Source organism: Streptomyces sp. NPDC021019, from assembly GCF_044333295.1.
In the GTDB taxonomy this organism is placed as follows: Bacteria; Actinomycetota; Actinomycetes; order Streptomycetales; family Streptomycetaceae; genus Streptomyces.
In genome coordinates, this window is sequence record NZ_JBIRQR010000001.1 from 327,144 (window position 1) to 349,195 (window position 22,052).

The following is a 22,052-nucleotide window of genomic DNA, read 5'->3' on the forward strand; positions in this document are numbered from 1 at the left end:
TCCGGCCGCACGGGGGACGGGAGGCGGAGCCGCACAGCCGGCCGCCGCTCCACCTCCGGGCGGCGTCCGTGCGTACCTGGACGGCTCGGCTTGTGCACGTAGCGGGCTTCCCGCCGTCCGCTCAGGTCATTTCCACCCGGCGGAGACGTCCTGTGTCTCGACGCGCATCCCCAGCGGGACCCGCCAGGACTCCACGCAGACGGTGTACGTCTTCGAGCGTGCCGAGCCCGCGCCGATCGGGGCGGGCAGGGGCTGCGTCGAGGTGATGGTCGCCCAGTCGACGCCGAGGGCGCCGATGATGTGGGTGGCGAACGTGACGGTCCCCGAGCGCGCAGGCGAGCCGCCGGTGTTGCGGAACTCCACGGTCACCTTCTCGCACCACCGTTTGCCCGCCGCCTCGCGCTGCGGTGCGCTCAACGTCAGCGCGGCCGGGGTTGCGGGCGGATCGGGAGGTTCCGTGGTGCCGGGGGTGCCGGTGCCGGGGGTGCCGGTGCCGGGTGCGCCGTCGCCCGGAGGCGAAGGGGTGCCGGGCCCGCTGCCGGGCTTCGAGGGGTTCGCGGGTTTCGCGGGCCTCGCGCCCGGCCCGTCGGGCGAGCCGCCTCCCTGACCGCCCGGAGTCTCCGTACGCGCCCCGCCGGGACTGTCCTGGGTGCGCCCGGGCCCGTTCGCGGCCTCCTCCCCGGGCCCGCTCGCGCCCTGGGAGGAGGGCGCGGACGAGGGACTGCCGGACCCGCGACCGCCGCGACCGATCTCCCCGCTGCCGCTGCCGCTGTGGCTGCCGCCGTCCCCGTCCAGCGGGACCAGCGTCACCTTGCCCGAGGGCTTCCCGTCGCCGCCCGCCGGCCGGTCCCCGCCCTCGGCTGCGGCGCCCACGGCCACGTACCCGTCGCCACCCGGCCCGCTCCCGCAGGCGGCCAGGAGGCCGCCGCCCAGGCACAGAGCGGCCGCCGAGGCGACGATGGCGGTGCCTCGGCGGCGAGTGGAGCCCCACGTCTGACGTCGCATCGCGCCAGTGTGGCTGACGGTCCGTCAAATCTGAACCCCGGTGCAGAGACCGGCGGAGTCCGGTCGAACTCCGCCGACCGGCTTCAGTCCGCGATGAGCCCTTCCCTGAGCTGCGCGAGCGTGCGGGTCAGCAGCCGGGAGACGTGCATCTGGGAGATGCCGACCTCCTCGCCGATCTGCGACTGCGTCATGTTCGCGAAGAACCGCAGCATGATGATCTGGCGCTCGCGCGGGGCGAGCTTGGCCAGCAGCGGCTTGAGCGACTCGCGGTACTCGACGCCCTCCAGTGCCGAGTCCTCGTACCCGAGGCGGTCGGCGAGGGAGCCTTCGCCGCCGTCGTCCTCGGGGGAGGGGGAGTCCAGGGAGGAGGCGGTGTAGGCGTTGCCGACGGCGAGACCGTCGACCACGTCCTCCTCGGAGACCCCGAGCGCGCGGGCCAGCTCCGGCACGGTCGGCGAGCGGTCGAGCTTCTGCGCGAGCTCGTCGCTGGTCTTGGTCAGGGCGAGCCGCAGCTCCTGGAGGCGACGGGGGACCCGCACGGACCAGGAGGTGTCGCGGAAGAAGCGCTTGATCTCGCCGACGACGGTGGGCATCGCGAACGTGGGGAACTCGACGCCCCGTTCGCAGTCGAACCGGTCGATCGCCTTGATCAGGCCGATCGTGCCGACCTGGACGATGTCCTCCATCGGTTCGTTGCGGCTGCGGAACCGCGCCGCGGCGTACCGCACCAGCGGGAGGTTCAGTTCGATCAGTGTGTCCCGCACGTAGGTCCGCTCCGGACTGTCCGTTCCCTCGGGGCCCGAGGCGGGGCCGAGCGCGGCGAGCCGCAGGAACAGGGAGCGGGACAGCGTACGGGTGTCGATGGCTTCCGGCGAGCTGGTGAGCACGGCGGGTGCCGGCACGCTCTTCGTGAGCGTGAGCACCTTCGAGCTGCCCTGTTCTTCGGACATGCCACCCCCTTGAGGTCGCGGACGGTCGCGGTGGCCGCGACCATCGGAGGAACGCAGCCTCCACCTGAATACCGGAGGCGGGGCTGCGGCAAACGCGCTTCGAGCAGAATGTCACATGTCGGCAACACGCTGTAGTGACATGTCGACATGTCAGCGCCGAATCCGCCCTGGAAACAGGGGGTGTAGCCCTTTTATGCCGTCAGAACTGCTCTGTAGACGGTCTACCCGTTCCGGTTACGCCTCGATCCTGTTTGCGGATCTCAGTCGGGCGAAACTTCTGGCGAGGAGCCTTGACACATGCATCTGGGAGACGCCCAGTTCCGCGCTGATCTGAGACTGGGTCAAGTTGCTGTAGTAGCGCAGAAGGAGGATGCGCTGCTCGCGCTCGGGGAGCTGGACGAGGAGGTGCCGGACGAGATCGCGGTGCTCGACACCCGCGAGGGCGGGGTCCTCGTAACCGAGGCGGTCGAGGATCCCCGGCAGTCCGTCGCCCTCCTGTGCGGCTTCCAGCGAGGTCGCGTGGTACGAGCGCCCGGCCTCGATGCAGGCCAGCACCTCGTCCTCGGAGATCTTCAGTCGCTCGGCGATCTCGGCGGTGGTCGGGGACCGCCCGTGGGCGGTCGTCAGGTCCTCGGTGGCGCCGGTGACCTGGACCCACAGCTCGTGCAGCCGGCGGGGGACGTGGACGGTGCGCACGTTGTCGCGGAAGTACCGCTTGATCTCGCCGACGACGGTGGGCATCGCGAACGTGGGGAACTGGACCCCGCGGTCCGGGTCGAACCGGTCGATGGCGTTGATCAGACCGATGGTGCCGACCTGGACGACGTCCTCCATCGGTTCGTTGCGGCTGCGGAACCGCGCCGCGGCGTACCGCACGAGGGGGAGGTTCGCCTCGATGAGGGCGGCCCGGATCCGCCCGTGCTCCGGAGTGCCCGGCTCCAGGTTCTTGAGCTGGCCGAAGAGGACCTGGGTGAGCGCCCTGGTGTCGGCGCCGCGGGTCCTGGCGGGCCTGATGGAAGGGTCCGGGGTCTCGGTCTGGATGTTGTCCTCGGGCCGGACGGTCTGGACGGTCTGGCCTGTCTGGGGAGGCACTTGAGGCGCTGTACTGGCCGGCACGGTGACGCCACCCCTTCGCGGTCAACTACGGTCAACTCATCCGTCAAAAGCGGTCATAGCATCACAAGACATGTCCACTGTGTGCAAGCACCTCATAGTGCCGTGTTGAGGTCATAGAGGTTTAAACAGAGCAGAGAAACCCCCCGCCCGGCAGGCGAGGGGTTGCGGGAACCGGACCGAACGGGTGCCGGGAAAGCGTCAGAAGGGGTAGTCGGCGATCACCCAAGTGGCGAATTCCCGCCACTGTCCGGCGGCGGCCTGGTGGGCCGGGTGCTCGATGTACCGCTTGAGCGCGTCCTCGTCGGCCACGGCGGAGTTGATGGCGTAGTCGTACGCGATCGGCCGGTCGGTGATGTTCCAGGCGCACTCCCAGAACTCCAGCTCCGGAACCTGCCCCTCCAGCTCCCGGAATGCCTGGTCCCCGGCGACGACCCGCGGGTCGTCCCGCTCGACGCCGTCGTTCAGCTTGAAAAGGACCAGGTGGCGGATCATCGCACTACTCCTACTTCACCAGCTCTGACATGAAGTCACCGACGCTCTGCGCGGCGGTGGAAATGCCTTCGAACCCTACCTGGACCAGCTCGGCGGCCCGCTGTGGAGACATGATGATCGTGTACAGCACGAAGACCACCACTATGTAGATGATGATCGTCTTTGCCTTGGCCACAATCCTGCCTCCCCGTCGACCCCATGTGCGATCGGGCGATTGTATCCGCACGGATGGCCGTATCCGGTGGCCGTTTTCGATCACTGATGCGTCTTTTAAGGACCTACGTCCCCACCATCGAGGCCTTTCGCCCGACCACACGGCTCCTGCCGCCCGGCAGGATGGATACCGAGCCCAACGGGACCAGGCAGGACCCGGAGGGCCGGAACAGGGCCTCTCTGTGGGGTCACCGCCGCGCGATTCCCCCCTGACCGCGGCGGAGGACCAGCAGGCCCTGTTCTCACCGGGGGAAGCGGCTTGTCCCCCCGATGCCGCTTCCCCCGACCTGAACCGTGAACCGGAGCGCCCGGTCGCCGTACATCCTTATGTACGGCGACCGGGCGCTCCGCTGTTCTCGCCGCTTGCAGAAGGCTGACAGCAGACAACAGGGAGGGCCGGAAGCCCCGGAAGCCCCGGAAGCCCCGGAAGCCCATGGGTGCGGTGACTGGGGAAAACCGGTGGGCGAAGCCGAACGGCTGACGCGGGGGGTTTCTGCCGCCTTGCGGCCACCCTAGGTTTCCACCGGGAGCCGTCGGTCCGGGGCAGCCCGCACGGGCAGGGACGACCGCGTGGTGCTCTTCCTGCGGATCGCCTGCGGGGGCAACAGCTCCGCATGCGCGGCGACGACACGATCAGCGCCGAGTCGCTGTACGCGAGCATGGAACCAACCCCGCACGTGCGGGGACGACCGGAGATTCCAGGCGATCGAAAGGCTCACCGGGGGGCCGACCCCGCACGCACGGGAACGACGGGTTGCGCGGCGAGTACCGGCCGCCCGCGTTGGGACCAACCCCGCTAGCGCGGGGACGACTTCAGGGCGGTGAGCAGCTTGAAGACCAGGCCTGGACCAACCCCGCACGCGCAGGGACGACATATACGAGCGTCCTAGCTCACTCCGTTACCCGGGACCAACCCCGCACGCGCGGGGACAACGTGTGCGGTGCCGGGGCGAGCAGCCCGTTGATGGGACCAACCCCGCACGCGCGGGGACGACTACACCACGGATCTCAAGGTTCTGGGCGGCGCGGGACCAACCCCGCACGCGCGGGGACGACGCGCACCGCCGCCGTACCGGCCAGACCCTCTGGGGATCAACCCCGCACGCGCGGGGACGACTACGCACCACGATGACGGCACCCGCCGGGGTTGGGACCAACCCCGCACGCGCGGGGACGACTCCGTGAGCCGGGCCATGACGCGCAGCCGCGCGGGGCCAACCCCGCACGCGCGGGGACGACAGTCACTGAACTGGTGTCTTATATGGCGGGAGCCTGTTTTTACCCTTGATTCGGGCATAAGTAATCTTTCTGGCCTGCGGTGTACGCCGACCTGTCCCTGCCCCTGCCCTAGACGCCACACCTACCTCCCGCCCCCGAACCGCCGTCGCTTCGACGCCTTGCTCCAGCCCTGTCGGGGTACATCGGCTGCCGCGCTCCCCGCCCGCGGGGCATGGCTGCTCGGGCGGTGGATCAGAGTGAGGCCCTCGTGGTCGGTCGGGTGCCAGGTGTGGTCGTGGGTCTCGAAGGCGTAGCCCTGCTCGTTGTCCGTCTGGTAGGCGAGCAGGGCCCGGCCCTGGCCGGCGTACTCGCGGACTTCGGCCCACAGGAGGTCGCGGATGCGGGTGGACGGAGCGCCGAGGAAGACGCCCGGGGAGATTTCCAGCAGCCAGCGGGTGAGGAAGCCCCTGAGGCCGACCGGGCAGTTGGTGAGGACGATGACGGTCACCAGATGATCTCGTCTCCGTGGTTGCGCCCAGCCTCGACCATGACGTCTCCGTCGGACTGGAGAGTGACCCGGTTCGATGACGCGCTGTCCGCCTCGGCCGTGTCGCGGGTGCCGTCGTAGCCGAGCAGATCCTTGATGTCCCGGACACAACGGTCGAGCAGGCCCATGCGGTTGATGCGGTCCCGGAGCATGCGGCGGGTCCGGGCCGCGATGTCGTCCACCCCCTCGACTGCCGCGTCGAAGGCGGCGGGAATGGCGATGTCCGTCTTGTAGAAGTCCGCGACGTCCATGACGAACGAGCGTTCGTGGCCGGAGTGGACGAACCCCAGCCCCGGCGAGCAGCCCAGCGCCGCGACGACGGAGTGGGATACGCCGTACATGCACTGCGCGGCGGCCGTTACGGCCTGGTTGGGGGCATCCCCCGCCGAGAAATCGTCACGGTGGTACTCACGCTTGCGCCAGGGGACGCCCGTACGTTGGGACTCCCGTCTGTAGCACTCCCGCAGCCGCGTGCCCTCCTTGCCGAGGAGTTCCTTACGGGTGAGGCCTGTGGTGTCCTCGCCCGGAAACCGCAGCCGGTACATGGCGCGCGCCACGTCCAGTCGGGTGCGCCGGTTCGCCCAGGCCGTGGCCTGTGCCTCGATCAGCCCCGAGGAACGGGTGAGTGCCCGGCCACCCGCGTAGTACCGGACTCCGTGCTCGCCGACCCACGCCACGCCGGCACCGCTGTCGCCGAGGAGCGCCATCGCCTGGTGGGTGACGCGGGTGCCCGGACCGAGCAGGAGCGTGCCGATGGTGGCGGACGGGATGTGCGTGACGCCGTCCGCGTCTTCGGCGGTGATCGCGTTGGAGTCCCGGTGCACTGTGCACCGTTCCAGGTAGACGAACGAGAGCCGGTCGCCGACCCGGGTGAGCTCGCGCGGCGTGGAGGCCCCCCTACGGCCGACCGTGCTCACCCTTCCCCCCGCCCCCGTACCGAGGCCAGCGTCATCAAGCCGCAGCCGTACGCCTTGGCCTTGCCCAGGCCGTGGGTGAGCGTGCGGCGGAGAAGTTCCGGATCCGTGACGCGCAGACGCCCGTCGAAGGTGACCTTGGTGATCTGTACGTCGCTGTTCCCGCGCGTCGGCTCCGCCATGCGTCGGAATTGCAGCGGGATCCGGTCGCGGACGATCAGTTCGTACTCGTCGCCCTCGGGCAGCAGACGTTGTTCCGCCGGCTTGCGAACGACCTCGAAGCCGGCCTTCTCCTGCCGCTTCAACAGCCAGTCCATCTGCTGTCGGGGGGTCTGGTGCGCGGCCCGCTTAGTCCGCTCCCCCTCCTTCACGTACGCGTGGCGCACGTTGTGCACGGGGTTCGCGGTGAGCCTGAATCCCCACGTGTCGTTCGGGTGGAGTGCGGTGAGGAAGTCGGCGTACGCGAACGTCGTCCATCCGGGTTCGTCCGAGGCGGGCCAGCCCGCCTGCTCGACCAGGTGGGTCAGGTCGGGGCGGCTGGGGCTGACGACGTAGAGCAGTGTCTCGGAGGTCCCGTTGCGGTCCACCCGCCACAGCACCCGGGGCCCGGATCCGTCGCGGGAGGGCGGAGTGGGAAAGGAGGCGTTCACCGCGCCGTGCACGCGGTGCGGTGAGCCGAGCAGGCGGCGGCCCTCTGACCGGCCGGTGTTCACACGGAATCGGGTGAGGTACATCAGTCGGTCCTCGTTGCGGCGGGCGTGGCGGGCGTGACGGGCATGACGGGCGTGACGGGCATGAGCAGGGCTGTGGGTTCATGCGGCGGCCGTGCCGACCGGGCCCCGGCCGTCGTGGGCACGCTGGTCTCGGTCGTCCGCACGCCCCGCAGCTTGTACTGGCGGTGGCGCGGGTCAAAGCTCACCGGGAGATCCCGCAGGGTGATGTCCGGCAACCGGCCGGGGCCGGGCGGGCTGTCCAGCAGGAGGTCCAGGCGCACCTCGGTGGGCGGTGACTGGCCTCGGCGACGGTACGAGGTGTCACGGTGGGTCCGGTACCAGCCGGACGCCTCCCACGGCGCTTCCCTGAGAATCTGCTCCAGCTCTCCGTCCAGCGGCTCCGCGATCGTCACCGGCTGCGATGGCGGGCAGGAACGACGGCCCAGATAGGGCAGGAAAACCGGCTCCAGCAGCGCCTCGTACAGCCGCTGTACGAGTGCGGCCTCACCGCTCACCCCGGCCACGAACACCGCGTCGGCGAGGTAGAAGCGCTCCGACAGCGGCATCGCCTTGAGCGTGTCGCTGTGGTGTGCCGTCTGGAAGTCGCGCAGCCGGGTGCCCGGTTGGTCGATGCGGACACCGAATCCCAGCGCCGCGAGGTCGGTGAGATCGGCGTCCCGTCGGCGGCCCTGGGCTGCGGCGAGAAGGCCGATGACGCCACTCTTGGTCGGCGCGTTCTCCGTGGTGCGGCGGGTGAAGCGGGCAGCCGATCCCCAGGACTGGAGGGGGCCCGCGAGCCGCAACAGCAGCACGGTCATGCCCCGGGCTCCGGCACGAGGCCCGAGGCGCCCCTCGCGACCGGGACGCCGGTGGCATGCCCCGTGCCCTCCGGCGCTACCCGGGCGACGACGGCGTCCCCCACGGCGGCCAGCAGCTCGGGCAGGCTCACGGACTGGCCCAGCGCCTCCAGAGCCTGCGTCTCCTTGCCCACCCGGACGACCCAGCCCTCCGGGCCGTCGGAGAGGCCGAAGCTCGTCTCCAGGTCCGGCACGAACGCGGCCAGCTTCTCGCAGCTCCCCGTGAGGAAGCCGCCTTCGCTGCCCATGGCCACCGGCTCCTCGAACGCGGCCACGTAACTGACCGGCCGCCGGGAGCGGAGCTTCACGATCACCGCGGCGGGCAGGGTCTGGTTGCCGAAGGAGTTGATCTTTCCGGTGGGGAGGGACGTGATGAAACCTTCGAGGAACGCCGTGACAGCCCGCCGCGTCGGCTCCACAGGCCGGGCATCGTCGTGCCCGGCGCCCAGATTCTCCTGGAGGCGGTTCACATCGAGTGCGGCATAGCGGTAAAGGGTGGCGGAGTTGAAGTCGACGGTGCCGATCATTCCGGCGCCGGTTTCAGCGTTCGTGTTCTTGTCGTCGACCGCTGTGTAGTAGTCCGATTCGACCTCCACCGTGTGCACGCTCAGCGCATGGGCGACCTGGGCCGCCGCGTCCACATTCAGATCGGTCGAGTCCGCGACCATGCGTCCGAACAGGGCGATGTCCACGGAGTGTTCGGTGAGAACGAGCTGTTTGACCCGCGACTTGTTCTCCTTGTCCTTGAAGAAGTCCTTCAGCGCCTTGACGTCGCCGCCCTTCCCGCCTTCGAGCGTCATCGCGGCGAGGGCGTCGTACTGCCGGCCGCTCAGGAACATCAGGTAGGCGGATTCCGCGGCGGGATCCTCCACGTCCTGCTTGCCCTTGCGGGCGGGGACGACTTTCGAGCCGGTCGCCGTGGTGATGGTCTCCGCCGCCAGGCTCTGAGCGGCGGCACGCGACAGCGACGGGTCCAGATCCAGGACCCGGTCGGCGAGGACCTCCACGACCTTCTTGGTGCGGATGCCGAGTTCGGATGGGTCGAGCAACTCCGCGAACGCCGTACGGGTCGCCCGCTTCCACGCCTGGCTGGACACGCGGGAGCGCCGCACGCCCCCGTACGTCGCCGATTTCGGCGTCCCTGTGTCGTCGCGATTCAGGTTGCTCGGCGGAACGGTCTGGAGAATGTGAATGTCGAGAATCGTCCGGTTCAGGGCCACGCGTGCTCAATTCCTTTGATCGTCGTCGTGCGCGAGAGATGTTCTACGAGGGCGGACAGACCGGGGGCCGTGGGCGGAGCGCGGAGCTCTACTCCCCTGCCGCACAGCCGCCGTATTCCTCATCCGGGCTCAACGCCCGGTCGACCGCGTCGCCCGCATTGCCGGTGTCGCCGGTGTCGCCGGTATTGCCGGTGCCGCTGGTGTTCCCGTCCGAGGCCGACTTGCCCTTCCTCGCGGTCGAGGCTGCGGCGAGATGGAACTCGCGGCCCCATTCCCGCTGCACCCCGGCCCGGTCGGGGCGGTGCTGCCAGCGGTAGAGCTGCCCGGCCAGGCGCGCGTAGTCGAGGGGTTCCCGCGCGCCGCGCAGGAGCATCACGATCTCTCTCAGCCGTACGGCGACCGAGTCGAGGGATTCGGCCGTTCCGACCCGCACCAGGCGCTTGCGCAGCGGGGAGTCCTCCTCGTCCTCGCCCGAGGCCCCCTTCAGCCGGATCAGAGTGCGGACGGCCCCGCCCAGGTTCTGCCTCCGGTCGTGCATGCCTGTGTCGCGGGCCGACTGCTGGTGGAGGGCCCACAGGGTGGAGGCGAGGAAGACGGCCTCCTCGGCGAATGCGGGGCGGATGAAGTCCTTCCGGCCATCGAGCAGCCGAGCCAGCTCCTCCGTCCCCCCGATGCCCCACAGGTCCTGGACCTGGTGAACCCGCTTTCCCGCGCCCCGCCGCAGCCGGGCGAGCTCCGCCACGGCGGACGAGGTGTTGGACAGATACTGAGGCTGGATCCGTGCGATGTACTTCCCCGTCGCCTGGGCGACCAGCCGATGGTCGGGCAGCCGTTCGGCGGGCGGTGCGCTCTCCCGGGGTGGCGGCGAGGCGTCCGCGCCGGGCGTCGTAGCGGCGATGGTCATGCGGTTTCCTCCGAAGAAGCTTCGTCGGCGCGGTCAGCGTGGTCGAGGCGGCTGGCGCGGTCGGCGCGCTCGGCGTGGTCGAGGCGGCTGGCGCGGTCGGCGCGGTCGGGGCGGTTGGCGGTGGTCGGAGCGGGCGCTTCCGGCAGCGGCTTGGGCAGCACCTTGTTGATCCGGGTCCGGAACCACAGGTCCGCCCGAGAACTGTCGATCCAGCGCTTGCCCACGCCCGGCAGCTCGATCACCCGCCCCTCGGCCGCCCCCCGGCCCGCCGAGTCGAGAAGCTCACGGCCGAGGCCGAGCACGATGAGCCGTACGGTGGCCCGCCATGCGGCACGAGCCCGCTCCAGATCCGTGTCCTCCGCGAGATCCCCCAGCCAGCGCCGGTACGGTCCGTCCAGCGCCCCGAAACCCTGGTCCCGGGCGGTGGTGGTGGCCGGCCCGGCCTCCGAACCGGACGCACGCGCCAGATTCCCGGCCAGGTGCCCCAGAGCGGACACGGCCCGCTCGGCTTCGGCGACCGCGTCGACCGCGACCGCCCCGTGCAGGCGGCGGTCCTGGTGGAGCAGAACGACCGGCAGGGCGATGGAGTCGTCCACCACTTCGTCCACCACGGACTGCTGCGTTCCGTAGACCGCGCCGACCAGCCGCGTACGGATCAACGACCCTTTCGGCAGCACGCCCTCGGTACTGAGCAGGGCCAGCCATCTCACGATCCCGGGCGGCCGGCTCCGGTCCGTGCCCCGCCCGGTCGTGTCCCCGTCCTCCCGCTGGGCGTACAGCAGGCTCGCCAGGCCACGCCACGCCGCCCGGTCGGGGTCGTGCTGACGCGGCAGGTAGATCAGCGGACGGCCGAGCTTCTTCTCCTGTGCGGGGCTGCGGCGCCAGCCCGTCATCGGCTCCGCCTTCTGCCGGTTGGCCGGGGCGAGCGGGTCACCGTAACCGAGGACGACCCCGATGACGTCGGAGCCCTCCGTGCGGAGGAGAAGCCGCCGGGACTGCCAGGTGTAGAGATCGCGGGGGCCCGCCGGGCGAGGCACGGAAGGGTCGCCTTCCATCACGCCCGGCCCCGGGGGCGTCTCGCGGCGCCATACGGGGAGATCGGCCTTCGGCTCCGACGCCAGGATGTCCTCGTCCGTCGGAATCAGATTCAGCAGGAGGGTCTCGCGCAGCGATGCGCCCTCCGCGAAGACACCGCCGAGGCCACCTACCCAGCCGACGCCCTGCGGGTAGACCTTTCCGCCCTTGACCCGCGCGTCGCCCTCCATACCGGACTTGATCCCGGACGAGTCGTACGCATGGGTGTGGACGAGCCAGCGGGCAGCCTCGGCGAGACCGAGCCGATCGACACCGGGCCTGCGCATGGAGAAGAACGCTTCGCCGTTGGGCACGTCGGCCACGATCCGGTTCAGCGAGGCGACTTCGTGCTTCTGCGTATGCAACCCGGCCACCTGGAAGAACGGGCGTTCCGGGTGCAGAAGGTCGAAGCGGTGCCGGTGCCGGTCGAGATAGCCGGTGACGATCTCGAAGGAGTCCGGCGCGTGCCTCAGCGCTTCCCAGTCCTCCAGCTGCGCCGGCGCGCCGCCCGACCGGCCTTCCGCCTCGTCGAACGCGTCGTACAGAATCGCCAGCAGCAGCCGCAGCAGGGCCAGCTCCTGCGTCGGGAGGTCACCCACCAGCCGACGCACCTCGCCCGCCCGCGCGAAGACGTCCCTCAGCGAGAGCTCGCCGGTGGCGCCGTCCTCGTACTGGACGGGCAGCCACGGCCGGGAGACCAGGTCGAAAGAAGGCACTGAGGACGCCACTGCTTGGAGCCCCTTTGCTCTGCTTGCGCTGCGCGCGCCGACAGGACCCACCCGGAGTCCGTCGTCTGCGCTGTAGTGGACCTTCAACCCTGACAGGTGGGTCTGACAGTCCTCGTCCAGAACGAGCAGCAACTCCCCCGCCAACCAGGGGCACTCCTTCACCTGCCAGGCCGGTACGACGAAGCGCTCCAACTCCGCGATGGTCCGATCGATCACACCCGGATGAGAGAGCGCCCGGGGCAACGTCAACGCGCACGCGGCGACGATCTCGGCTGCCCGGTACGGCGGAGGCGCGTGCTCCGGCAGATCCAGCCCGCCGCGAGCGCCGTCGAGCCAGCCCACGGTGGTCAGCCGCCCGTCCGCGCGGCGCTGGACGACCAGGACCTCAAGGCTCTCCTCGCTGTCCCGCACCTGGGCGCGCCCGTCGCGACTGTCGTCCGCGTCCCCGGCGTTGCCGTCGAGCCAGCCGAACAGGGGTCGGCCCGCCCGCCGTACCGGCCCCAGCCGGAACGCATCGGCCCGCTCCCGCTTCTCGGCCATGCGGGTCAGGTACTGTCGCCGGGCTTCGGCCAGCGCGGGGCCCCAGTGCGCGGGCCCGACCGGCCGTTCGTCGTAAGCGGCCTGCACCAACGGACTGATGTGGTCCGGCAGCACCAGCGGTACGCCGTCGAGATGCGGGCCCAGCACGGCGAGCGCCCGCAGCAAGGTGTGCGGCCCCTGGTACACGGCGAGGGAACCGCGTACGGGCACGGGCTGGTCGGCGTTCCAGTCCTCCACCCCGGTGATCAGGCAGCGGGCCCGCGCGAGGCGGGGCGGCCGGGTCCGCGGATGACGGTGCAGCCGCCCCATGCGCTGGAGCACCAGGTCGACGGGGGCGAGGTCGGTGACCAGCAGGTCGAAGTCGATGTCCAGCGACTGTTCGACGACCTGGCTGGCCACCACGATGTGCGGCCCGGCGGGACGGTCGCCACCGGGCCCGAACCGTTCACGCAGCTCGGTGTCCTTGCGTGCCCGGTCGGCTGCGATGAACCGGGAATGCGCCACGGTGACGGCCTCCGCCCCGAAGTGGGCGCGGAGGTGCTCGGCGGCTTCGAGGACCCGGTCGACGGTGTTGCGTACGACGAGGGCGCAGCCACCGTCGCGCAGCTCCTCGTCCAGCAGCCGTACCAACAGGGGCAGTTCGTCGCCCAGCCGCTCCAGGAGCACGTCGGTGCGCCGCCCGGAGGCGGGCTCGGGCCGGGCCGTCAGGGCGGCGTCTCCGGGGGCGACGGCGGTGATCAACGGATAGGCGTCGTCGGGCAGATCGAGGGCTTCGGCGAGTTCGGGAGTCTCCTCCCCGGCGTACGCGGCGGCCAGCTCGCGCCGGCGCCGGGCGGGCAGGGTGGCGGAGAGCATCACGACGGGCACCCGGTAGGCGGCCAGCCACTCCAGAACGCGGTCGAGGTAGGCGTTCATGTACGCGTCGTACGCGTGCACTTCGTCGATGATGACGATCTTGCCCGCGACGGCGAGGTGCCGCAGCGCCAGGTGCCGGCTCTTGAGCCCGGCGAAAAGTACCTGGTCGATGGTGCCGACGGCGAAGGAGGAGAGCAGCGCCTTCTTGCGGCCGCGGAGCCACTGGTGGGCGTGGAGGGAGGCGGGATCGACGCGGCTCGCGGCCCCGGCGGGGGAGACGTTCTCGACCGGACTGTCCAGGTCGACGGCCGAGATCGTCCGCCGGTCGGCCTTCGTCATCCCGGCCCAGACCTCGTTGAGGGCAGCCTTGGCGTGGGCGAGGACCACGGAGCGGGGCCCGTCCGAGGGCAGCCGCTCCAGCCAGCGCAGCAGGCGGGGGAACATGGCGTCCCCGGTGGCGCGGGTCGGCAGCGCCACGAGGCACCCTCCGGCACCCGACCGGGCGGCCAGGATCTCCGCCGCAGCGAAGGCGGCCTCGGTCTTGCCCTCACCCATGGGCGCTTCGATGATCAGGAGGCCGGGGCCAGGCAGCTCCCGGGCCACGCGCACCGCCTCGTCCTGTACGGGCCTGATCTCGGCGCCCTGCGGAAGATCGAACCGTGCTCGGAACAACTCGCCCGCAGTACCGATTGGTTGTTCGGCTCGCCAGGGGCCGGGCAGGTCCAGCCCGGCCCAGGCGGCCGCGAGTCGACGGCCCTCCCCTTCCGGTCCCACGGGGGACCAGGAGGCGGGGTCGTACGGGAACAGCTCGGAGGAGCTGGCGATCCAGTCGGAGACGATGACGATCGCGGTGAGTACGACCTGAACGGGCTGCGGCAACCGAACGGACCGCCAATCGGCGAACCGCCCCTGCACGCCCGCCCGCACGGCGCAGGCATCCATCAGCTCGTACTGGACATCCCGCCAGACGACCTCGCTCTCGCCTTCCGCCCCTCCCGCCCCTCCTGTACGCAACAGGTGGGGCCGAAGCCCGAGATCATGGATCTGCTGGTGATCCGGGGGTGTGCCGTGATGCCCGCCCGCGACCACGGCGAACTGCCCGGAGACCCGCTCACTCCACCCGAACCGCTGCGCCAGCCACTCCTGGATGAGCAACTGCCCGGCCAGTCCGTGCCGAGCCATCCTGCGGTCCATCCCGAACTGCTTCTGATACGGCATGGCGAGCCCGGCCGCCCGCATCCGGTCGGAGAGCCCTTCCACCTGGCAGGCGAAGGCGGGGGTGGCCTTGCCGATGTCGTGGACGCAGGCGAGGTAGACGGCCACTTGCCGGGCGTCCCGCGCCCCTTGGGGGAACGCGTCAGCGATGAGCGCCTTGACGCTGTCGGGCACCCACTCGTCCCAGAGCCTGCCTGCCACGGCGGCGCTGTCCGCCATGTGCCGCCAGAGGGGGAGCCACTGCTCGGTCTGCCGGTCGTGCTTGCCCCAGGCGGTGCGGGATGCGGGGGACAGGCGGGCGAAAGCCGAGAGGCTTTCCGGATGATCGCGGCTCATGGGCGTATTGGACATCGTCGAAGTCGCCGGCGGTTGCGATGACCGAGAATGAACGCAAGTGCACTTATCTGATCGAGCGCGGCGGTGGGGGAGTGTTCTGCTGATGCCAGCCGCGCTTGATGGTGGCTGTGGCTGGAGGCGGCGGTGAGCATGGTCGCCGGGCTCCGTTGGTCGACTCGCGGAGTGTGGGTCGTGCCGGGAGCCTGGGGGAACGGGTCCGATTGCGCGCGAGGTGCAGCCGTCGCTGAGGCAGGACGGCTTGATTCGCACGTGTCGCCTGCGCGGGGACCACGCGACGGTGGCCGCGCCGGTCACCGGCAGTACGGGACCACCCCCGCGTGCGCGGGGACCACGGGGAGGTCGGTCCGGATGAATCCGACGGAGAGGGACCACCCCCGCGTGCGCGGGGACCACTTGCCCGCGTACCGCCATGCCTGCTTGCCGAAGGGACCACCCCCGCGTGCGCGGGGACCACGATGTTCGTCTACCGGGACCGTTCCGGTGCGCGGGACCACCCCCGCGTGCGCGGGGACCACCCACGCCGACGCGGTGCCACGACGCGGACGCCGGGACCACCCCCGCGTGCGCGGGGACCACCCGCTGCAAGCCGAAAACGGTGAGCGCATGAAGGGACCACCCCCGCGTGCGCGGGGACCACCGCGGCCCATGCCCCAACCCCAGACGTCAGGCTGGACCACCCCCGCGTGCGCGGGGACCACTACGTCCAGTTCCTCGGCGACACGAAGAAGGCGGGACCACCCCCGCGTGCGCGGGGACCACCGTCCGCGCGGCTCGGGCCGCCGGGGTGATCGGGGACCACCCCCGCGTGCGCGGGGACCACTTCCCGGCGGTCAGGATGCCGAACACGTCGGCGGGACCACCCCCGCGTGCGCGGGGACCACTCTCTGGCCGCCGAGTACGACGCGGCGCAGCCGGGACCACCCCCGCGTGCGCGGGGACCACGAGGGCTCATACCATTCCGGCGTCTTCGTCCTGGGACCACCCCCGCGTGCGCGGGGACCACGCAGTCCGTCATGGGCCTGTCTCTCGTTAGGAGGGACCACCCCCGCGTGCGCGGGGACCACTGGCGGCGGGGACCTTCATCACGGGGACGGGCGGGACCACCCCCGCGTGCGCGGGGACCACCCGGCGTCATCTTCAGCGAGGAAGAAGCGATCGGGACCACCCCCGCGTGCGCGGGGACCACACGCGGATCCGTGAGCTGATCCAGGAGGAGAAGGGACCACCCCCGCGTGCGCGGGGACCACTGGGAGAAGTCGAAGGGGAGGTCGGTGATCCTGGGACCACCCCCGCGTGCGCGGGGACCACGCCGCCCCTGCTGCCGGACCTCCGGCCTGGCCGGGACCACCCCCGCGTGCGCGGGGACCACTCCGTAAGCGACACCCCATCCGGCAGCGCCTCGGGACCACCCCCGCGTGCGCGGGGACCACCCACTGTCCCGGCTGCTGTACCCGTGACGCGAGGGACCACCCCCGCGTGCGCGGGGACCACGAGGGCGAGGAGATCACGCATGGCCTGGATGCGGGACCACCCCCGCGTGCGCGGGGACCACTCGTGCCCGCCTACATAGCCCGCCCCACCACCGGGACCACCCCCGCGTGCGCGGGGACCACCGGTCGACGACCATCGACCGGGCGAAGTTCGAGGGACCACCCCCGCGTGCGCGGGGACCACCTGGGTGCCGGGGCCGAGCACACCTGCGGGCCGGGACCACCCCCGCGTGCGCGGGGACCACGCCGCGCCTCCCGTTGCTGACACCGACTGGAGGGGACCACCCCCGCGTGCGCGGGGACCACCAGCTCACGACGAAGATGAACCAGGCCAAGCAGGGACCACCCCCGCGTGCGCGGGGACCACCGTGTCCGCGCTCCTCGATGAGCAGTGGCCCACCGGCACGGGACCACCCCCGCGTGCGCGGGGACCACCGCCCGATGAGCCCGGAGTACGGGCTCATCGGGGGACCACCCCCGCGTGCGCGGGGACCACCGGGAGCGGGACCGTGCCGAACCGCTTGTCGAGGGACCACCCCCGCGTGCGCGGGGACCACGGTCGGCGTGATGACGACCGTTCCCCGCTTGATGGGACCACCCCCGCGTGCGCGGGGACCACGGTCGGCGTGATGACGACCGTTCCCCGCTTGATGGGACCACCCCCGCGTGCGCGGGGACCACACGAAAGCACCGCCTGGAGCAGCGTCAGCGCCAGGAGGCCGGCGAACGGGACCACCCCCGCGTGCGCGGGGACCACAGTTCTTGACCTGCGGGTTTATGCGCCCGAGGGGCTGTTTTTACCCACTTCTTGAGAAACGGGCATATCTCCTCGATGTGGCAAACCGTCCTGGCCTGGAGTTGGGCAGGTGCAGGGGTGATTCTGCCCTCTGCCGGTCGCGTGCGGTATCTCGTCTCTGCAAGAAGGAGGGCGGCCGTCGTCGGGTTCGGGATCTCGCGGAGGTTCATGGCTGCCGTTCGGGAGGTTCGGTGATCTGTCCTCCGCTTTGCTCGTGGCTTGTGTCGGTCGGGGGTGCGAGTTGCTTGTGGCGCTCGGGCTCAGACGGGTCTGAGCAGGTCGCGGAGGTTGGCCATGTGGGCCTTGACGTCGGCGATCCCGGCAGAATTGGGCGGGAGCCTGTCTGCCGGATGGTGGGCGGTGCGGCAGGGGCGGCAGAGGCCGTCGGGGAGAGCTTCCGGCTGTCCGGGGCGTCCGCAGGCGGTGCATTCCATGAGGATGCGGCGCGTTGGTGCGGGAGTGCTGGGCGAGGCGCTCTCGTGGGGGAGCCGGGGTGGGATCTTGTCGTTGAGGCGGCGGCGGACGAAGCCGAGGGGGCTGTCGACCTGGGCGGGGAGCCCTGCGGTCAGGGCGCTGGTCAGGTAGTCGACGCTCACGCCCCGGGCGAGCCACTCCGCCGCCTGTACTTCCAGGGCAGCGCAGTCGTCTGCGGAGAGGGCCAGGCGGTGATCGTCGCGGCCGAGGCGGGCCAGGGCGAGGTAGGCGGGAGACCGGCCGACTTCGGGGGCTCCGTGGGGCGTCGCGGGCACCGCGCCCGGGGCGGTCGGATGGGGCGGCGCGGCCTCGGCGTCCGGGGCCTGGTCGGGGGTGCGCTGGTGTGGTACTGCGCTGGGTCCGGGGGCCTGATCGGTACCGGGGCACTCCGGCGCGGGCGGAGGCGGCGGCTCCTCGGCCGGGACCCACGGTGGCGGCGGTGCCGCGTTGAAGGCAGGCGTCTCCGGTACGGGGGCTGCGGCCAGGGCGGCCTGCTCGGTGGCGAGGTACGCGTTCCACCACTCGTTGTCGCGGGCGGTGCGGGACCAGAAGGTGCGGAAGACCCAACGGGTCTCGTCCCCCTCGCCGGCGGGGCACCGTACGCGCCGCAGATGCCCGGCGACGGACAGGGCGGTCAATGAGGTGGAGACGGCCTGCTGGCCGTAGAGCGGGATCTGCTTGGCCAGCTGCTTCACGCTCATCGCGGCACCCTCGGGGAGGTGGTCGACGAACCCGGCGACGTATCGCTCGCGGGTCGGCAGAAGTGCGAAGTCATGGGGCGTGCGGTTCTGTTGGTCCGGCGCTGAGCGTTTGCCGTACCCGGGCTTGGCCATCGGGTACGCGGCTGAGGGTGCGGGAGCGGACAGGGCGGAGCTAGTGTGCTGAGTAGCCAAGGGATCGGCTTTCTGGGTTATCGATCTTGCGGTAAGACCCCGGCCTGGTGTGGCAACACCGGTCGGGGTCGCTTGGTTCTCGCACCGTAAGCAGTCGTGACGCTGCGCCGCAAGCTGTCACGATTAGTCATACTTGCTGACCGTTACAGGGCAGGGAGGTAGGGGAGGTTTTACCCAACCCCCTTCTTCTACCGATCGGTTAAAGAAGGCGCTCGAATCCCGGGTCCCGCATCCCGACGCCCGAGTCCCGGCACCCGAGCTTCGGGCCGAAGCCCCACTCACGTACCCCCGGAAGAGTGGCCCGACCATCCCGAAGCCCGAAACCCAGGGCTCGGAACCCGGGCCTCGGGTGAGGACTACGCCCAGGGCGGTACGTAGCCAGTCCAAGCTCTCCCGCGCCAGCAGTCCGTCGACCAGATGATTGGCGGTCCCGTTGACGAGGCGGCCTGGGCTGCTGTCGATCCAGCGTTGGGCGTTCTCGTAACCCTTGGTCCTGGACTCGATGCCCTGGAGCATGCACTTCAGCTCTGTCCGCGTCCCGAGCGCAGACCGCCGACGGCAACTCCTTCGCCTCGCACTCCGCAACCAGATCACGGACCCCCGAGGCCAGCACCTCGGGCATGCGGGCCGTCTGGGCGGCAGTGACCTCCTGCGGATCGCCGACGGGCGCCTACTTCTTCCCGAAGTGGCTCACGTCGCCGGTCCGGGTCTCCTGTGTGTCGTGCCGGACGGCGAGGCAGGCGGCGCGGAGTCCGTGCCCTCGGGTTCGCGGGGATCGTGGCGATCAGTGAAGTACGCCACGAGTGGTGGCCGCCATACGTCATGTCCCCAGCACGTCCATCAGGTGATCGTCCAGGTCGGTGACGAAATCCTCACGTCGCCATGGCCGCAACTCCGTCCTGGCCCTCCGCAGTCGAATCGTCGGCACACGGCCGCCGGTCGCCGTAGCCGAGAGCACGCACTCGTGCAGCAGCTCCGCAGCCGACCGAGGATCACCCATCCGAATGCGGGCAAGAGCCTGATCGGTTCTTACGATCGCGCGTTGCACCTGCTCCCGAGGAGCGACCAATGCGGCTGCCGAAACAGCGAACCGATCATGTGCGACCGAAGGATCACCGACGGACAGCTCGCACACCCCCTCGAACCCCCGTAGGTGCCCCGCCGAAAAGCTGCTGCCCGACGGATCGCCGCTGGTCTGGCCCCCGATGTCGTACCAAGCCAACCCGAGCGCCGACTGTGCCTGCCGTTCCAGCCCCGCCCGCGCGGCGACCTCGGCCTGGAGTGCATGCGCTCGTGCCCGTACCCGGACGCTGTCCCCCGTGCGGGCCGCACGCATCGCTCGGTCGACGAGCCGCTGGGCGTCGGAGAGGTCGGATGACGAGTAGAGGGTTACGAGCGCATGACTCATGTGTACGGATGCCTGTAGCCACGTCTCTCCGAGCTGCTCGGCCTGCGCGGCTGCTGTGGCGTACGGGGCGCGTGAAGCCTGATCGTCCCCGTTCTCGAATGCCAGGCGGCCGGCCAGGGAACAGGCGGCGACGCTGACCGCGCGGACGTGGCCAACCAGCGGGTCGGGGAGTGCCCCTGCCTGCAGACGGCGGCACACGTCGATCACGGGCGTGAGCAGCAGTTGCAGACGGACCATAGGCACCGCGCCTACTTGCGCGTTGATGTTGGCCACGACCGCACCGAGCCCGGCCACGGTCTCCTCCGTCGCCTGGCCGGGGTCGGTCAGGGCAGCGGAGAGGCTCGCCTGTAGAGGCGTGGAGAGCAAGGCCAGCACGCCGCCGGCATCCGTCGCCGTACGGATGAGCGCGGTGCGCAGGGCGGCGACTCGGGACTCGCTCTCGCCGAGATCGAGCAGCGCCCCGAGCAGTTCAGCCAGGTCGGACCCGGGGCCTACGGACATCTGTCCGGCGGGGGTGCGGGCGTAGAGGTGAGCGAGGAGAAGCTGATACCGCTCGTCGGGCAGCGTCGGCGCTGCCGACTCCCAGCGGGCAACGGTTCGCTGGATACTCGCCACGGCGGGCAGACGCGGGTGATGCAGGGCCGTGGCAGTCTCAGAGAGCGCCCGTGCGGTACCGGCCAGGGAGAGGCCGCGGCTGTGCCGTAAGCGTTTCAGCGTTGCCGCCCCCGCGGCCCGGTTGCTCATACGGCCATAGTTACGCAGCTCGCGACGGTGTGTCGTCAGACCGGCACGATCAGTCGCGGCTTTCTCTGCTCTGCTGTGTAGTTGATCGTCTGCCATGTGCCGGTCGACGGCTCCGTGGCGTGAGGGAACCCGATGGTCATCGACGTGCGGTCGACCATCCACCGGTTCCGTGCGTGGTAGGCCGGGGACCGGAGTTCGGCCGCTGCGAGCTCCACGATCTCTGTGATGCGGCCCCTCGTACGAGCGACGGCCTCACGCGCCTCGGCCGGCTGCTGGCTCAGGGTGCCCGGCGCGACGACCGTGATGGCCGCAGTGGTCCGGTCGGCGAGCCAGAGAAGGGCGAGCGAGTCGATGCCCACGGCCCCGCCGAGGTAGAAGTGGGCAGCCGGAACGAACGGTTCGAGGTACTGCTCGAACAGGTCGGCATACTCGGCGAGGGACTTGTGGCCCGTCTCACGAGTCCCCGTGATCGTCACCGTCCTCATGATCCACTCCGTGTCATAGGTTGTCATATCCCCAGGGCCGGCCGCAGTTGAGACCGTCGAGCCATGAACGCCACTGACCTGCAGAGACTGGCGGGGCACCTACGCAATCACGGATTGCGGGTTGTCGCCGTGGAACCCGAACTTCGACTGCACGCCACGCACCCTCAGCACGGCCTCCTCACCGAGGAGATTGTCGCCGGGGGAGGGCGCTACGTCACAAGCCTCTTTCACGAGATCGGCGAACGGGGACGCGAGAAGGTTTGCGCCGACCGTATCGCGCGCCTGCTCGCCGTTTCGAGTCCCATCACAGCGGGGGCGTTGTGACAGAGCTGAAGGAGAAGCGACGGCAACGGAGCGGCGAAAGGGCGTACCGGACCTGGCTCGGCCACACCCAGAGCTGCCCCGCCTGCCGTGTCGGAGTCTCCTGTCCGACCGCTGTCCACCTTGGTCGTGCCTGGCGGGAGGTCCGAAGCGGATGAGGTGCTACGCAGAGGAGGACGCGCACGAGTTGCCGGTCGAGGGCACCACCGGTGCGTACTGTCCGGGCCATGAGGTGACGCTGTTGTGGCGTGGTGACCCGATCACTTCCGCTGATGTGGCCGAGGGTGCGGTGGTCGACCTGAGTGGACTGAGGGCGGGGGCGGACGGTCCGTACGGCGTTGTGTGCCGCAGCGCCCTGGTGACGGGTCTGGCCGAGGTGCACGCCTACTGCCTGCGTCCGGACTGTGTCTGCCCGTGCCATGCGGTGGCCACCGCACTCCGGGAAGCGGTATGAGCATCAACTTCTCGGCAACGGATGTCCGTATGTACGAGGCGTGTTGGCGTGCTCCGGTCACCGCTGCAC

At 70.6% G+C, this 22,052-nt stretch carries 17 protein-coding genes, 1 pseudogene and 2 CRISPR repeat arrays; of the genes and pseudogenes, 2 read left to right on the forward strand and 16 right to left on the reverse strand.

Annotation, left to right across the window (positions count from 1 at the left end; translation table 11 throughout):
- Positions 1-126: 126 nt before the first annotated feature.
- From ACH4RG_RS01475 to ACH4RG_RS01550, 16 genes and pseudogenes are all read right to left on the reverse strand, one after another.
- Entirely contained in the window at positions 127-1,005 is an 879-nt protein-coding gene (locus ACH4RG_RS01475; RefSeq protein ID WP_398538927.1) for a hypothetical protein, read from the reverse strand.
- 83 nt (positions 1,006-1,088) lie between these two features.
- The gene (locus ACH4RG_RS01480) at positions 1,089-1,955 is read right to left on the reverse strand and encodes an RNA polymerase sigma factor SigF (protein WP_018958648.1); all 867 of its coding nucleotides are present in this window, start codon (positions 1,953-1,955) and stop codon (positions 1,089-1,091) included.
- Positions 1,956-2,189: 234 nt separating this feature from the next.
- Positions 2,190-3,071 carry an RNA polymerase sigma factor SigF gene (locus ACH4RG_RS01485; protein WP_397918581.1) on the reverse strand — a complete coding sequence of 294 codons (882 nt, stop codon included), beginning with the start codon at positions 3,069-3,071 and terminating at the stop codon, positions 2,190-2,192.
- Positions 3,072-3,269: 198 nt separating this feature from the next.
- Positions 3,270-3,563, reverse strand: coding sequence for a Dabb family protein (locus ACH4RG_RS01490; protein ID WP_397918579.1), 294 nt, complete (start codon positions 3,561-3,563; stop codon positions 3,270-3,272).
- Positions 3,564-3,573: 10 nt separating this feature from the next.
- A complete protein-coding gene (locus ACH4RG_RS01495; RefSeq protein ID WP_003967683.1) occupies positions 3,574-3,738 on the reverse strand; it encodes a hypothetical protein in 165 nt (54 codons plus the stop codon).
- A gap of 638 nt (positions 3,739-4,376) precedes the next feature.
- Positions 4,377-5,015: direct repeats of the CRISPR family, unit length 29 nt; unit sequence GGGACCAACCCCGCACGCGCGGGGACGAC.
- A 121-nt stretch (positions 5,016-5,136) separates the two neighbouring features.
- A complete protein-coding gene (gene cas2e / locus ACH4RG_RS01500; protein WP_361872951.1) occupies positions 5,137-5,502 on the reverse strand; it encodes a type I-E CRISPR-associated endoribonuclease Cas2e in 366 nt (121 codons plus the stop codon).
- Entirely contained in the window at positions 5,499-6,458 is a 960-nt protein-coding gene (gene cas1e, locus ACH4RG_RS01505; protein ID WP_397930712.1) for a type I-E CRISPR-associated endonuclease Cas1e, read from the reverse strand. The genes cas2e and cas1e overlap by 4 nt, the downstream gene beginning before the upstream one ends.
- Positions 6,455-7,189, reverse strand: a complete 735-nt coding sequence (gene cas6e, locus ACH4RG_RS01510) for a type I-E CRISPR-associated protein Cas6/Cse3/CasE (RefSeq protein ID WP_398538928.1) — start codon at positions 7,187-7,189, stop codon at positions 6,455-6,457. The genes cas1e and cas6e overlap by 4 nt, the downstream gene beginning before the upstream one ends.
- Positions 7,189-7,986 (reverse strand): type I-E CRISPR-associated protein Cas5/CasD, encoded by a 798-nt coding sequence (cas5e, locus tag ACH4RG_RS01515; protein WP_398538929.1) that lies wholly within the window; start codon positions 7,984-7,986, stop codon positions 7,189-7,191. The genes cas6e and cas5e overlap by 1 nt, the downstream gene beginning before the upstream one ends.
- Positions 7,983-9,245, reverse strand: coding sequence for a type I-E CRISPR-associated protein Cas7/Cse4/CasC (gene cas7e / locus ACH4RG_RS01520; protein WP_398538930.1), 1,263 nt, complete (start codon positions 9,243-9,245; stop codon positions 7,983-7,985). Before cas7e ends, cas5e begins: the two co-directional genes overlap by 4 nt.
- An 88-nt stretch (positions 9,246-9,333) precedes the next feature.
- Complete coding sequence (gene casB / locus ACH4RG_RS01525; protein WP_397930703.1) at positions 9,334-10,149, reverse strand: type I-E CRISPR-associated protein Cse2/CasB; 816 nt, start codon at positions 10,147-10,149, stop codon at positions 9,334-9,336.
- Positions 10,146-14,897 (reverse strand): type I-E CRISPR-associated protein Cse1/CasA, encoded by a 4,752-nt coding sequence (gene casA / locus ACH4RG_RS01530; protein WP_398538931.1) that lies wholly within the window; start codon positions 14,895-14,897, stop codon positions 10,146-10,148. The genes casB and casA overlap by 4 nt, the downstream gene beginning before the upstream one ends.
- 324 nt (positions 14,898-15,221) lie before the next feature.
- Positions 15,222-16,904: direct repeats of the CRISPR family, unit length 29 nt; unit sequence GGGACCACCCCCGCGTGCGCGGGGACCAC.
- 560 nt (positions 16,905-17,464) lie between these two features.
- Positions 17,465-18,511, reverse strand: a complete 1,047-nt coding sequence (locus tag ACH4RG_RS01535; RefSeq protein ID WP_397918565.1) for a MarR family transcriptional regulator — start codon at positions 18,509-18,511, stop codon at positions 17,465-17,467.
- A gap of 420 nt (positions 18,512-18,931) precedes the next feature.
- Positions 18,932-19,377 (reverse strand): annotated as a pseudogene (locus ACH4RG_RS01540) (HD domain-containing protein); the annotation flags it as partial.
- 14 nt (positions 19,378-19,391) lie between these two features.
- The gene (locus tag ACH4RG_RS01545; protein ID WP_398538932.1) at positions 19,392-20,723 is read right to left on the reverse strand and encodes a hypothetical protein; all 1,332 of its coding nucleotides are present in this window, start codon (positions 20,721-20,723) and stop codon (positions 19,392-19,394) included.
- Positions 20,724-20,758: 35 nt separating this feature from the next.
- Positions 20,759-21,208 carry a hypothetical protein gene (locus ACH4RG_RS01550; RefSeq protein ID WP_397918561.1) on the reverse strand — a complete coding sequence of 150 codons (450 nt, stop codon included), beginning with the start codon at positions 21,206-21,208 and terminating at the stop codon, positions 20,759-20,761.
- Positions 21,209-21,271: 63 nt separating this feature from the next.
- Here ACH4RG_RS01550 and ACH4RG_RS01555 point away from each other — a divergent pair, with 63 nt between their 5' ends.
- Both ACH4RG_RS01555 and ACH4RG_RS01560 read left to right on the forward strand, forming a co-directional pair.
- Positions 21,272-21,532: a hypothetical protein gene (locus tag ACH4RG_RS01555; protein ID WP_398538933.1), complete on the forward strand. Its 261-nt coding sequence runs from the start codon at positions 21,272-21,274 to the stop codon at positions 21,530-21,532.
- A gap of 151 nt (positions 21,533-21,683) precedes the next feature.
- Positions 21,684-21,983, forward strand: a complete 300-nt coding sequence (locus tag ACH4RG_RS01560; protein WP_397918557.1) for a hypothetical protein — start codon at positions 21,684-21,686, stop codon at positions 21,981-21,983.
- Positions 21,984-22,052: the final 69 nt, after the last annotated feature.

Bases quoted from the DNA above. Each gene is read 5' to 3' on its own strand.
- ACH4RG_RS01555 (WP_398538933.1), top strand. From the start codon at position 21,272: ATGAACGCCACTGACCTGCAGAGACTGGCGGGGCACCTACGCAATCAC.
- ACH4RG_RS01480 (WP_018958648.1), bottom strand. From the start codon at position 1,955: ATGTCCGAAGAACAGGGCAGCTCGAAGGTGCTCACGCTCACGAAGAGC.
- ACH4RG_RS01535 (WP_397918565.1), bottom strand. From the start codon at position 18,511: ATGGCCAAGCCCGGGTACGGCAAACGCTCAGCGCCGGACCAACAGAAC.
- ACH4RG_RS01475 (WP_398538927.1), bottom strand. From the start codon at position 1,005: ATGCGACGTCAGACGTGGGGCTCCACTCGCCGCCGAGGCACCGCCATC.
- casB (WP_397930703.1), bottom strand. From the start codon at position 10,149: ATGACCATCGCCGCTACGACGCCCGGCGCGGACGCCTCGCCGCCACCC.
- casA (WP_398538931.1), bottom strand. From the start codon at position 14,897: ATGAGCCGCGATCATCCGGAAAGCCTCTCGGCTTTCGCCCGCCTGTCC.
- ACH4RG_RS01560 (WP_397918557.1), top strand. From the start codon at position 21,684: ATGAGGTGCTACGCAGAGGAGGACGCGCACGAGTTGCCGGTCGAGGGC.
- cas6e (WP_398538928.1), bottom strand. From the start codon at position 7,189: ATGTACCTCACCCGATTCCGTGTGAACACCGGCCGGTCAGAGGGCCGC.
- ACH4RG_RS01490 (WP_397918579.1), bottom strand. From the start codon at position 3,563: ATGATCCGCCACCTGGTCCTTTTCAAGCTGAACGACGGCGTCGAGCGG.
- cas5e (WP_398538929.1), bottom strand. From the start codon at position 7,986: ATGACCGTGCTGCTGTTGCGGCTCGCGGGCCCCCTCCAGTCCTGGGGA.
- ACH4RG_RS01545 (WP_398538932.1), bottom strand. From the start codon at position 20,723: ATGAGCAACCGGGCCGCGGGGGCGGCAACGCTGAAACGCTTACGGCAC.
- ACH4RG_RS01550 (WP_397918561.1), bottom strand. From the start codon at position 21,208: ATGAGGACGGTGACGATCACGGGGACTCGTGAGACGGGCCACAAGTCC.